A 12,848-nucleotide genomic window follows, 5' to 3' on the forward strand; every position below is an offset into this window, starting at 1 on the left:
GATCACCAGTAGGAAGAAAGGACTCCTGTCAGGACGACCAGGACCAAGGGCATGATCATCGTCGCAGCTTGGGCAATGACCCTTTCTGGTGGATTACCTGGACAGGAGGGCTGGTTATCTGAGCAATTTTCTGTTGCCTGGAGCATGGGGCTCAGTCCCTGAGGGAAATAAAGCAGATGGCCCTGGTCATGGTCACCCTGTTTCCAGGCATATTCCATTTTCCAAGGCCATCGACCTAGTTCCGGTTATGGGAGTGGTCGCCCAGGTGGGCGGGGTAGCGGGTATAAGTACCATCCTGTTCTACGGAAATCGTTTTTCATGGCCTAGCTCCTCCGGCTATTCGCCCATTTCGTAAGGGTCGCCTTCGTCTTCGGAGCCAGTGTTGTCGCTGTCCGGCCCGGCGGGAATATGGGGCAGGAACGGATTCACGCTGCCCTTACTCACCTGCTGCGGCTGCGGCCAACCTTTAGATTCGGCAGTGGTGGTGCTCATGGGCCTCAGGGTAGTCGTCACGGGAACCGAGTCTTCGGGCCAGCCAATAACCGATTTCTGCTTGGCTTCTTCGGTGCTGGCCGGTTGCGCCAGAGGTGCCACAGCTTCGGCCGTAGGTTCGGTGACTTCGGAAGAAGCCGGAGTGATCAAGGGCGGGCTGATTTTGCGAAAACTCACCTCACGGCCTTTCCGCTTGCTCTCGGAGAATTCCACCTTCCATCCCATGACCTCCAGAAGCGGAATGAACTTCTTGAGAGCCCGGGACAACGGACTTGCACCTTTCGGAATGTCATCAACGGGGAATCCACATTGCTGGGCATGGGCAATGAGATCACTCCACACGTTGGCAACGAAGTCGGAGGTGTCTCCCCGCTTGTCCAGATAATCCAACAGAATTTTTGCCAATCCTTCCTGCTGGAGCACATCGTTCTGGACCCGCAGAGCGGCCCGCGAGTAGGCTTTCCGAAATTCCTCTTCGCTATAACCCAGTGCCATGGCCCCAGCACAGGCCCACAGGGCATAATCCGCCATACGCGGGAGATCGGTGACGGTCACTTTGTCGCGCAAGGTGAGCATTTGGGACAAGGTATCACACATCCCGCCCAAGATGCCGGGCAACTTCGCCGCGTACTCGCGCTCCAACTCGTCGTCCAAGAGACGCTTCCCCTGCACACGGTCAAGCTCGATGGCAATAGCCCTGTCCAGGAGATCAGAGGCTTTTGTCGGAACATCAAGGCTTGTCAGGATAACCGACCGTTTAAATTGGAGGATTACCGAGTCCTTATCGGAATACAGCTTGCGCTTGGAAATCCCACCGCCGGTAGCCGCCATGCAAAGGATATTTTCGACATCTTTCGAAAGGTTGGTCAAATTGTCGAAAGTCGCAACAGCATTGGCGGCAAGGTACAGGGCTGCCTCAGTGGCCGTTTTGTGTGCATAGGTGAGAATCTGAGATGATGGGTCGAGTGTCCGGCGAATAAGCGACAAGGTGGAAGATTTGCACGCTCCCGGTGCTCCATGGAGAATCAAGATTGCGCGAGAAATTCTTGTCAAGACAACGACAAGAATCCAGGTGAGAATCAGTATCTTGTCCTCATCTCGCTTGATGTTTAAGAATCTGAGTATCTCTTTGAAGTCCCCTCCTTTTTCCGGCATCGGCAGCGGCTGCATGTGCGAATGCTGGATAAACTTGACAGGAGGATTCTTGACGACATCCCAACCATCTTTGGTGATATGGATAGCTTGGCCATCATGGCAGAGATCAATGTAGATATCACCATTATCATCGGCAAAACGGTTATATATATCAAGCATCGGCCCGTGGTGTCTGGCCTTGAACCGAAGCATCTCATTGAACTGGGTGCGCTCTGTTGAAGAAGGAAGCGCACCAGTAAGTTCATAGAACATCAGGGAGATCGCTTCGTTGAAGTCCTTGCCACCGATCTCGAAGTTGTGGTTGACCCCGTCGATCCTCACGGTTGCATAGCGGGTGTCATTGGGGTCTCTGAACAATTCCAGCTGCTCCTCAATGACCTTAAAGGGCTCCTTCTTTTCTTCCTGCTTGGTTTCCGGGACGGCGGCGGTGTCCGATCCGGCGGCCGGGGCCTCGGAATCCGTGGCCAGCATGGGATTGGGAAGGAAATTGCCGGCAGCAGCTTGGTCAACTGCCGGGAAATCTGTTGTGGGCGTTTGTGTGCCCGTTTCACTGGTATCCGAAGTCATGTCGCTTACCTCATGGTTGGTGGTTTATTGTCTAGCTCGGTGGTTATCCGCTTGGGCGCCGCCGGCAGATTGGTTTGGTCCTTGAGGTGGGGCTAACCAGGGTAGCGAGCCCCACCTGCTGTGAGCATTTAGAGGACGAACATTTCCTCTACCAACTTGATGCCGCCATTCTTAATCCCAATCGTGCTCCCCTCTCTGGAGCAGATGCGATTGTGGAGAATGCGCCACAAGACATTGATATCGTAGTAATTCGCCCCATCAATGTTATGGCAAGAGCTCTGAAGCATTTCCTCATAATACCCCAAATTCCAACGCTTCAGGAGCTCATCCAAGACATCATTAGGACACTCTTTGAATGTCCCTATAAAGTTTTCAAACGTGACAACAGGCTTGTTGTGCCAGCCATGGACAGGAATATCGTCTAACTCGTCAGGCATGATTTGTTCCTTACCTTGAGGACGGTTGATTGTTTTGTGGGGCTAACTCTGGAAGCTAGCCCCACTTTGTCAAACAAAAGACAAATGTTTTTTTACTCCAGCATATCCAAGATAGAATAGCTTATGCCAGATCCGTTGTCGTATTGGGTTGTGATGAACTTCTGAAAACGGCTTGCCAACTCATCTGCCGGGAAAAGCAGTCTTTCATCATAGCTGTACTTCTCCCCAACAAAAGAAGGCTGTACGCCAGCTTCATGGGCTACCTGGTCGGTAAAATTATAGATAGCATCCCTGTAAAAGTTGAAGAATGCCATTACAAAATGATCAAGGTAGATCATGCCTGTTTTGTGTGTTGCTTTCTGCTCGTTGATGTCCATTGTAGTTATCCTTCTCAAGTTTATGGTTGATTGGGGCTAGCCAGGGTAGCTAGCCCCTTCTTTGAGGTGCTACTGCTTGATGGTCAGGATGATCTCGTTTTCCGAGCAGGTGACCGTGAACTTGTCCCCTTTTTCGAACTTGCAGCCGAGATCGGGCTTGCTGTTGAAGCTTTCGATGATGCTCTTGCCGATCAGGATCATGCCGCGGTCGTCGATGTAGCACTCGTCCGCCCCCTTGCCGGTGCCGTCGGTGCCATAGTCGAGCTTGTAGCCGGCCAGACCGTGCTCGCTGAAAGCCTGGATAAAGATGCGCTCCACCAGGGCAACGGTGATATTGAAGTGCTCGGCGACAAGGGAAACCGGGATCAGGTTATCCGTGAAGTGTCCCGCACCCGCGTGTTCGGCCATTTCGGCCGCGATTTCATCGATGCGTTGGCGGGTCAGCGTGCGTACCTTCTTGGGCTTCCGAGACTTGGTGGCCTTGGCGGGCGAGGCCACCGTGGTGCCATGTTCGGCCTTCGCATTGGGTTGGGCAGAATCCTGGCTGGCCGGCGCGGCCTGGGACTCGGTTTCACCAGTGGGCATCTCCTTGTAGGCTTGTGCCTCGGTAGGCGCGGTGGTAATTTCGGAGTGGTTGTCCTTCGTGGCAGAGGTCAGGGTTTCCCCGGCGGAATCGTTTTTTGTCAGCTCGTCCATGAGAAGCTCCTTATAAGGATAGAGGGTGGTCCAAACGTGAGGCGACGATCTGCCCACTTCGCCGCAGTGGTTAGACATCCGGCCTAATGCTGCGTTGATTTTGGTAGAAGTGTGAATCATTTCGCTCTCCTGTCTTCCTTGGCCGTAGCGAGATCGGAACATGCTGCTGGTTAGGCCGATTCGCTTGTTGGTGTCTGGTTGAGTGTTGTTCGCCGCCAGGCCGCAACTTTTGTGTCTTGCATTACGGGCCGCCTCTGGGGCGGGACTATTTGTGCCTACAACGAATAATATATTGGAATCAAAGGCAAAAAAGGCTTTTGGTCGGGTAAAAGCCTTTTTAGTGGGCAAAAAACTGGGGACTAGGCGAGAGGGGGTGTCGGTTCGGAGTGGGGGTTGGAGAAGAGCAATTTTTTTAATTTAACGGTGAGGCAAGTAGTCGTTGTAGTGATTATTCATAAATATAATGAATGTTTGAATCCATGATGTTTTTGACTGTGTTTGCCAGTGACATTAACACGATGGGTCTGGTTGGCATATGAAGCACAAAGTTTTCTCGTTTTACACCGAAGAGGAAGATGTTCTAAAAGAGCTGACAATGTGGGTTTCTTTGTGCTGTAAAGTGAAATTCGCAGAAGAAAATTTGTCAAGAATACAAAGGAAAGGCAAACACAAAAAAGACTATCGTCCTCTGTTCGTAATATATAATGAATTTATGAATGGTGTTGTGTCTAGATTGAAATCAGATACTTTTTTAAAATTAAGTAGTACGGTTGTTGATTTGATCAACGCGCTTGACAAAGATTTGATCATGGATGGAGTTGATCTTGAAGTGGTGTTCTCTTCTGTTCTGAATTCGTTGGTGTCGAATGCTGCTATAGATGATAGATTGATTGATATATTGTACGAAAATGTTGTGGGGGATGAAAAGATATGTTTTGTGCGGAGTGGTTTTTTGCTGAAAACGTTTGGTTTCAATATTGATGTGACAAAGGAATATTTTGAAAAAATTCGATCACTTGACAACTCGAAAGTTAAGGAGATATTTTCGTGTATAGCCATAAAAGGGATGAAGTCTTTGTCGAGTGATTTGATAGAAATGATCGAAGAATGCGATAATAGGTGTGTAAGTGTCATAAGATTTTTAGCTGAAACATATTGTATTTACATTGAATTGCTGAGAGATACTCTGTCATTTGATGACAATAGGTATGATGGTCTGAACATTCTGGCGCTTATGTCGGCTGCGAACCACGAGGGTAAAATAATTCAGGAGTGCAAATTCTATAGCAATGAATCTTTTGAAGTGATGGCTTCTCTTGGGACAAGTTTTAAAATGAGAAAAGAACAAGAATCGAAAAATGAGCTTTATAATCAAGCCTCGGAAGAGATGGAAAGGCGATACGCGAGTGGTCAAAAAATATTGCACAACCAAATGGTTGATGAAATTCTCAAAGAACAAAAATTTAAAAAGTTAAAGAAATACAGGCTACTTCCTATGGCACAAGGAATTGCTGCTTCACGTGGATTGGTCAGGGGGAAAAAGGACGGTGGTAAAGATGATTAAGTATTTAGTTCTAAAATTGATTGGTTGTAATGCTTGACATATCTTGAAGACATTGGCGCGGAAAGTTGGAGTCATCATGAAATTCGTAGATGTCTTAAAGTGGCCAAACCCTTATAAAATAAAGTTAGATCTCATGCCGAGTATTGCAAAACATACTCATGATTTTTTGGTATCGCTTGCGGCAGCCTATAAAGCCTCTTTTGATCCAGCAGAAATTGATAAATTTCACAACGGTATCGTTAAATTTAGGGCTAAATATAAAAAATTCGATCAAACTCTTTGGATTGACTCCGGGGGGTATTCATTTATTTCTGGTAAATATGGGCAGGGTGACATTAGAAATTTGATGGAATTATACATAAAATATGTTGAAAATTACCATGAAGATTTTGACTACTTCTTCTCTTTGGACTTTCCATTTAGAAAAAATGATGATGCCTTCAATTCAAATTTAGAAAAAATAAAATCGATTAACATTGAATCAACAAATCAAACACTTAAACTACTTAAGGATGTCGACGGCTTAAAAGAAAAATTCTATTTTATAATCCAATTCTTAGACCCTAAATTATTTTTGGTGTGGAGAAATATATATTCGGAAACTGATTTGAAGTCTCTTAATTGTAATCGAGCAATTGGGGGGATGGTTGGTAGTCGCAAAAACAAACCTGGCGCGGTAAGTCCTTTCATTGGAGTAGCGTACAGAGCTTATCTTGATTTTATTACTAGTGACCAGTCTGCAAGTAATAAATTTAAGCTTCATTTTTTAGGTATTAATTTGCTTCAGGATAGATTTGGAATATTATTACTAGAAAAGCTGTTTAGTACCTATACTGACAAAATCGAGTTGTTATTCACTTACGACACCGCTTTTATAACAAATCAACCAAAGAAAAAGCATTTAAATTTGCCAGCGTTTATACCTTGGGACGACAGCAATTATAGGCCTATTGTAAACTTTGACGAAATCAATATTGGAAGTGATCTAGAAGTGGCTCCAGAGAGTAGCATCTTGTCAGATCTGGAAAAAATTTACGACCCATCTATGCTCAGTCGAGCACGCGATATGATGGATACTTCTCCTGAGAAGCGTAATTTAACGCTAAAGAGACAGCTTGAAAAATTAATGCTTGAAGAGTCAGGTAAAAAAATAAAAAAAGATCCAGCAAACCTTGAGATATTTGACCCATTTAATATATTGAGCCATAAATGTATGGATGAAATAATGTCGAGATCAATTGATAGGCTTGGCCTTGTCGAAAACATTATAAATGCAGACTCATATTCTCAAGCTGTGAATATTGCCAATGATTTTATTCTGAATGTGTCGCATTGCAATGAAGTCTCAGCAACAACCGAAGGTGATATGTTTTATTTGGCTGAATCTTCACTGTTTAGTACATCAAATTTGCTTTGGTCGATAAGAAAAAATATATTGCAAACATATAAATTCCACAAACATTTCGTCGAGAAGCGAGACGATGAAAAACTTCTCGACAAAATGGTCCTCAAGTTTATTGAGGAGTTCAATAAACCAAAAGCGTGATGTGGTTATTATGTCGAAGAATGGGGACCACCCTGGACGCCGACACCATCTCCAGCGATAATAATCTGCTTTTCCCACTTCACCCCGGTTTTTCAAGCCTCAGTGCCGGAAATCCCGAGGTAAGACTTTTCAGTCTACCACCGTCCTGGCTATTCTGAGCAGATTCTTGTCGTCGCGCGCCACATTTCTCCGAATCGAAACGCAGCTTATTCATCGTGAAACCGTATGAAATAGCCACGTGAAAACAAAAGCCCAAGCTGCTCATGCTCGGGCTTTCCTTCGAAGTTGGGCAACTTCCCGACTACTTCGGACTACGCAACCGACTCGGCTTGGGATGGATGGTCAGCAATTGTGCTACGACGACAACGACGATGGCTCCCAAGACAAAACCCACAAAAATCGAAAACATACTTTTCTCCTGGTTATCTGGTTAAAATCCCTAATCATCCTCTGGTAGCATGAGGGTCAGGACTGGCTCCCCGTGGTCACCGGGGCCGATGTGGGCGACGACATCGACGGATTCCTTGCGTCCCGGAGCCATCAGAAAGTCGACCTTGAAGGTGACCCTGTCCGTGTTCACGGCTTTCCTGGCAGCAAACAGCGCCAGGACCATCAGATCATGAAGCCGGCCGGTGACAGATTGTCCCTCACCTTCGAGTCCGGCAGGGACTTCGACATAGCCGTGGAACAGGTGATCGGTCACGACGGTGTTGAGCTTGAAGCCGATAGCCTTCGCGGTTTCGGTGACGTCGACCAAGACGCCATCGGCAATCGCTTGCTCCCGGGTATAGGCATAAACAACGTTCCAGCTGTCATCTGTCGGCATTGTCAGCACCGTCCTGGTTTCGCCCAAGCAACTGGCCAAGCTTCACCCGAAAATTACCCGTAAGCTCGATGCCGATTTCGGCGTAGCATCGGATAATCGTTTCATCGACATCGGGGCCAGAGGTGTCCATAATCTTGAAAAGCTGCTCAATCGGCCGAAATGCGTTGATGATCTCATCTTTCAAGGTGAGATTATCGAGATGTTGTGGTGGCATAGGGTGTCCTTCTTTCCCTGGTACATGGGGAGATTTGGGGAAGGATACCCTGGGCCGGGGGGGCGGTCACGAGAGCGGGGAAAAAGCTGGAACTGGGGCTGAGGAAAAAGTACTTTGGCGCGGAGCGGGATTTTCCTGGAAGTTCGGGGCTGGGGGATTCTGGGACAGAAAACTCGCTAACTAATAATTCGAAGGCGATTAATAAGGAAATATAATTGAAAAAGTTTTTTTCATTTATTCATGTAGTTAATGGAAGATTATCTATAGTCGAAAAGTGGAAGCGAATACTTGTGGTGTCGGGAAGCGAGAATTTAGATGAATATATCAAAGGTGTCTCTTCCAGCTGCGAGAATACCGCAAAAATGGTCGATTTGTTTGCCTGTCTTGCGTATCTATTCTCTGGAGCATTTTATTTTGTAGCTCATGGATACATTAGAGTAAAAACTTTTGGTTTTATTGAGATAATAAATGAAAATATGGTATATGCGACATTCCTAAATGCAGCTTTGATTTTGTCAACTATTTCTATACTTCACTTTATTCGTGGCGCAAATCAATTTTGTTTACTTGAGGCTATTTACGATAAAAAGTGTAGTGAGCAATGTACTGATAAGTTGTTCGTTTACACTTTTAATTTCCATTTTATGACAATGCTGTGGGAATTTTCACGATTGAATAAAAAAATATTTTGGTGGAAAGCAGTGTATTCGCTTGTGTCCGTTTGTTTTTTAATATTCCTTGCTGGTCCTGGTGTTCTTTCTTTGTCACAATTGTCGCGCTATACTTCGAAAATTGATGTAAATATTTTAGAGTATTATCTTTGTGTATACTATGTGTTTTGGGGAATTATGGTGTTTTTAGTGCTTGCAGGTGTGTTCGTAATTGCAGATGTCCTATGTTCAGAAAGATGACTGGTGAAAAATTATCGCAAAAATATCCTGAAACTATTTTGTAATTTTGGCACGCTATTTAGTCGAATGATGTGCCTCAATTATCTTTTCCTTTGGCGTGAGTAAGTCTATTTTCGTTGGTCCATTTGACTCCCTTTAGCTTATTATAAAGAGAAATAAACCTGAATGTATGGATATTTTGGGCCAGAGGGTCGGTCACGGGGACAAGGAAAAAGCTGGAACTGGGGCAAAGCTTTTCGTACGTTGGGCCGGAGCGGGGTTTTCTTGGAAGTTTCGGGCTGGGGGAGGCCAATGGGGGAGGTCAGGGGAAAACGCCCAGGAGGGGGGAGTAGGGAGAGAATCCGGGGGGTGTCCGGGGAGATCGGGGAGCCCAGGCCTGAGACCGGGGGCTTGGATGAGTTCAGAAAGAAAGCATTGTTATTTTAGAATGTTAAAAATGCAGGAAGGTGCAAAATTGTATTTGCTGCGCCAGAACTAGCTAAAACGATGCTTTCGAGGTAGTTTTGTCGACACGAGCGGCAGCTTTCTCGATAAACAAACGAACCAGGAATCACCGTTGAACCGGTATTCCAATCATAAAAAATGAACGTCTTTTAAGCTGCGATCATACCCGATAAGTTGACAGCTTGAAAATTTAAGGTAACGTCTCTTTGAAGATAATCACGAACACGCAAACACAAGGAGACTTACCCATGCCTATCGCATCGAAATTTGACGCGATGAAACTTCGCACCATGATCACCGAAGGAAAAACCGCTCAGCAAATTATGGATGCCTTCGATATTCCCAAAACCACCCTGAAAAACCATCTCACGAAGCTGATGACGCTGGATGAGAAGTTCTACAAGATCGAAGGGATGGACGCTCGTGTGGCATCTGGAAGCGTGAAGTTCTCCAGCACTGGTCTCCGTCTGTCCCCGACGCTCCTGGCCAACTACGGTTTCAAGCAGGGCGATGAGTTCAAGGTTTCCTGTTTGGAAGAGGGGAAGATTGTCCTGGAGAAGAAGTAGCTAGCCAACTGGATTGTTTGGGAATGGTTGCAAAATGGCCCACGTCGTCCAGGAAAATTGGTTGGCGTGGGTCTTTCAATTTGTTCATAAAGGGAATATAAAGAAAACTGTTGTGCCTTGGTGATGAAGCAACCTAGGATCGAGTTTTTTTAGGATTGTTAGGATTGTTAGGATTGTTAGGATTGTTAGGATTGTTGGGATTCTCCTTTTGGTCTTTAATCATTTAATATGGCGGCAATAAAATGGCACAAGATCAAGGTGTTCTCTATGATCCACGATTCCTTGAATCATTCACAGGTACAAATATACTCAATAATCCGCGTACTGCCATTGTTGAATTAGTCGCAAATGCTTGGGATGCGGGTGCAACCAGAGTTGATATTACTTGGCCAGATGAGTCGGCAGGCATATGCTTTTCTATTTGTGACAATGGGCATGGAATGGACGAAAAAAATTTTAATCGTATTTGGAGAACTCTTGCATATAATCGGCAAAAAGAGGAAGGGGAGTTTGCTCTTTTTCCAAAAGGAGTAACTCTTCCTCCGCGTTATGCTTTTGGAAGAAATGGAAAAGGTCGTTTCGCAGGATTTTGCTTTGGTGATGAGTATTTTGTTGAAACATGGCGTGATGGAAAATCCGTTACATACAAAGTTTCGCGAGGGATGCCAGATAAGCCATTCGATTTATCAAAAGAAACAGAGTCTGAAAACACTTCAAGTGGGACTAAAGTTTTTACAAAGATTGCAAAGCGCATTCATTTGCCAGAAGTAATTGCAAGGGCAGAGATAGGTATGCGTTTTCTGACTGATCCTAATTTCAATGTAACTTTAAATGGCAAGTCAATAAAATTTACAGACATCCCAGAGGCACACATAAAAGAATTTGAAAAACAAATTGAGGGATTGGGTTTAATCAAGATTATTGTTATTGATTTGCAAGATGCTGATAAGACAACCTACCAACATGGTATTGCGTGGCACGTCAAGAATCGTTTGGTTGGAGATTGTTCCTGGAAGGTGGGCGGTGAACTCTTGTTGGATGGGAGGACGAATGAGGCTAAAAGATATGTATTTATAGTCAAAACTGATTTTCTTGATGATGCTGTTTTATCTGATTGGTCTGGGTTTGACGAGAGCAATCAACGCTATACCATGACCCTTGATGTTGTTTTGAAATTTATAAAAGAAACAATGCTAGACTTATCCAAAACAAAACGTAGCCAGACTTTTGATGATGTTAAAAAGCAACACAGAGATAAAATTTCTAAAATGAGTATGATTAGTGTGGAGCGATGGGAGAATTTCGTTCATAGGGTTCAAGAGGATTGTCCTTCAATCAAAGAAACTGATCTGTCTCAATTGGCTGGGATATTAGCAAATTTAGAAATTTCTCAGAATCAATATGGCCTGCTAAATAAACTAAGTGAAATGCAACCAGGGCAGCTTGATGAGTTACATGTTATTCTTAAAGATTGGACGCTGGATATGGCGAAAGTTGTTCTTGATGAATTGCAGAATCGCTTATCTCTTTTGGATAAATTGAAAGAAAAGGTATTTGATGCAGAAGCTGATGAGGTTCAAGAACTACAGCCTCTTTTTCATCGAGGGCTGTGGATATTCGGTCCGGAATATGAAACTATAGAATTCACATCAAATGAGGGAATGACTAAGGTTGTTCGTAAATTATTCAAATCTAATGATCCAGGGAGTCAAAATAGACCAGATTTTGTTATTCTCCCAGAAAGTACAGTTGGGCTTTATTATTATCCAAGGTATGATGATGAAGGTGCTGAATATGGAACGGATAGGTTGACAATAGTCGAGCTGAAGCGATCTGGTATTCCAATTGGAGAAGACCAAAAAGCTCAATGTTGGAAGTATATAAAAGAATTATATTCGAAGGGTCTGTTGGATGATATTTCAAAAGTCACTTGTTTTGTTTTGGGGTCTACTATTGACCCTCAAGAAGTCCAAGCTAGAAAAGAGATGTCTGATAGAGTTGTTATTCAACCATTAGATTATAATTCTGTCATTGCCAGAGCAAATTCTAGATTGCATCGGCTATATGATCGGGTGAGAAGTGCACCTTTTTTGAGCAAAGAAGTGATTGATGATTTTGTAAGCAGAGGATCTCGTTTTGAAAATGGACGGGTTTCGCTAGTGTAAATACGAATAGCTTTAATGTATTTTGTTAACTACGGTTCATCCAAGGCGCTTTTGAGTTCAAGGTCTCCTGCTTGGAAGAGGGGATGATTATTTTGGAAAAGAAGAACTAGCTGGATTATTTGGAAATAGTTGCGCATCAAGGCCCACGTCGTCCTGTGAAGAGGGTGGCGTGGGTCCTTATAAGAAGAAAGGGGGCATAGGATTCTTTAGAACCTATTATTCGATGAATTTGAAATATTTTTCGGTGTCAGTGTGATGCAGCTTTAGTGTGTTAATGATAAAATGGTTATTGTTTCTGTTGAAAGACTGAGCGTTAAAAGATGGAAATATTAATTTTTCATGTGCTTCTGATATTTAGTGTTGCATGCTGGAGGTGTTGTGGTTGTTGTTATTTCTGGAGTTTCCGGTAGCGGTAAGTCGACGGTAGGAAAGTTGCTAAGCGAGAAAACTGGCTGGAGATTCATTGAAGGAGATGAGTATCATTCAACTGCATCAAAGGAAAAGATGGCAGCTGGTATTCCCTTGACGGATGCAGATAGGAGTCAGTGGCTTCATAATCTTAATAAAATTCTTGTAGAGTGTACCTTAGAGAATGAAAATATAGTTTTAGCCTGTTCGGCTCTGAAGCAAAAGTATAGGGATATTTTATTTAGGAATGTTGAGCATGTTTATCTTGTATGGCTTGAAGGTGACTTTAAACTGTTAAAAGGACGTATTGACTCGCGTCCTAACCATTTTTTTTCAAGTAGTCTTTTGAAGTCGCAGTTTGACATTATAGAAAGACCACATGGTGCTTTGGTTTTAAATGTCCAGCCTAGTCCTGCCGACATAGTTTCGCGTATTTTATATGAGATTAAATTTGTGACCAATCACTAGATAAACGGTCCA

General features: G+C 44.2%; 12 protein-coding genes. 6 read left to right on the forward strand and 6 right to left on the reverse strand.

Annotated elements, in window-relative coordinates:
* Positions 1 to 336: 336 nt before the first annotated feature.
* The 4 genes from K9F62_11240 to K9F62_11255 form a co-directional block, all read right to left on the reverse strand.
* Positions 337 to 2,214, reverse strand: coding sequence for a hypothetical protein (locus tag K9F62_11240; protein ID UJX39305.1), 1,878 nt, complete (start codon positions 2,212 to 2,214; stop codon positions 337 to 339).
* Positions 2,215 to 2,342: 128 nt separating this feature from the next.
* A complete protein-coding gene (locus tag K9F62_11245; protein ID UJX39306.1) occupies positions 2,343 to 2,651 on the reverse strand; it encodes a hypothetical protein in 309 nt (102 codons plus the stop codon).
* Between the two features lie 92 nt (positions 2,652 to 2,743).
* Positions 2,744 to 3,028, reverse strand: a complete 285-nt coding sequence (locus K9F62_11250) for a hypothetical protein (GenBank protein UJX39307.1) — start codon at positions 3,026 to 3,028, stop codon at positions 2,744 to 2,746.
* 69 nt (positions 3,029 to 3,097) lie between these two features.
* Positions 3,098 to 3,724 carry a hypothetical protein gene (locus K9F62_11255; GenBank protein UJX39308.1) on the reverse strand — a complete coding sequence of 209 codons (627 nt, stop codon included), beginning with the start codon at positions 3,722 to 3,724 and terminating at the stop codon, positions 3,098 to 3,100.
* A gap of 535 nt (positions 3,725 to 4,259) precedes the next feature.
* Between K9F62_11255 and K9F62_11260 the strand changes: the two genes are divergently transcribed.
* Together K9F62_11260 and K9F62_11265 are read left to right on the forward strand one after the other, a co-directional pair.
* The gene (locus K9F62_11260) at positions 4,260 to 5,288 is read left to right on the forward strand and encodes a hypothetical protein (protein ID UJX39309.1); all 1,029 of its coding nucleotides are present in this window, start codon (positions 4,260 to 4,262) and stop codon (positions 5,286 to 5,288) included.
* A 76-nt stretch (positions 5,289 to 5,364) separates the two neighbouring features.
* A complete protein-coding gene (locus K9F62_11265; GenBank protein UJX39310.1) occupies positions 5,365 to 6,834 on the forward strand; it encodes a hypothetical protein in 1,470 nt (489 codons plus the stop codon).
* A gap of 439 nt (positions 6,835 to 7,273) precedes the next feature.
* On the opposite strand, the gene K9F62_11270 is transcribed toward K9F62_11265, so the two are convergent.
* Both K9F62_11270 and K9F62_11275 read right to left on the reverse strand, forming a co-directional pair.
* Positions 7,274 to 7,660 carry a hypothetical protein gene (locus K9F62_11270; protein ID UJX39311.1) on the reverse strand — a complete coding sequence of 129 codons (387 nt, stop codon included), beginning with the start codon at positions 7,658 to 7,660 and terminating at the stop codon, positions 7,274 to 7,276.
* A complete protein-coding gene (locus K9F62_11275; protein ID UJX39312.1) occupies positions 7,647 to 7,874 on the reverse strand; it encodes a hypothetical protein in 228 nt (75 codons plus the stop codon). Before K9F62_11275 ends, K9F62_11270 begins: the two co-directional genes overlap by 14 nt.
* Positions 7,875 to 8,089: 215 nt before the next feature.
* On the opposite strand from K9F62_11275, the gene K9F62_11280 reads away from it, so the two are divergent.
* From K9F62_11280 to K9F62_11295, 4 genes are all read left to right on the forward strand, one after another.
* Positions 8,090 to 8,785 (forward strand): hypothetical protein, encoded by a 696-nt coding sequence (locus K9F62_11280; GenBank protein ID UJX39313.1) that lies wholly within the window; start codon positions 8,090 to 8,092, stop codon positions 8,783 to 8,785.
* A gap of 692 nt (positions 8,786 to 9,477) precedes the next feature.
* Positions 9,478 to 9,795 (forward strand): helix-turn-helix domain-containing protein, encoded by a 318-nt coding sequence (locus K9F62_11285; protein ID UJX39314.1) that lies wholly within the window; start codon positions 9,478 to 9,480, stop codon positions 9,793 to 9,795.
* Between the two features lie 242 nt (positions 9,796 to 10,037).
* The gene (locus K9F62_11290) at positions 10,038 to 11,960 is read left to right on the forward strand and encodes an ATP-binding protein (GenBank protein ID UJX39315.1); all 1,923 of its coding nucleotides are present in this window, start codon (positions 10,038 to 10,040) and stop codon (positions 11,958 to 11,960) included.
* Positions 11,961 to 12,338: 378 nt separating this feature from the next.
* Positions 12,339 to 12,836, forward strand: a complete 498-nt coding sequence (locus K9F62_11295) for a gluconokinase (GenBank protein UJX39316.1) — start codon at positions 12,339 to 12,341, stop codon at positions 12,834 to 12,836.
* Positions 12,837 to 12,848 lie beyond the last annotated feature (12 nt).

It is taken from the genome of Desulfovibrio sp. JY, from assembly GCA_021730285.1.
GTDB lineage: Bacteria > Desulfobacterota > Desulfovibrionia > Desulfovibrionales > Desulfovibrionaceae > Solidesulfovibrio.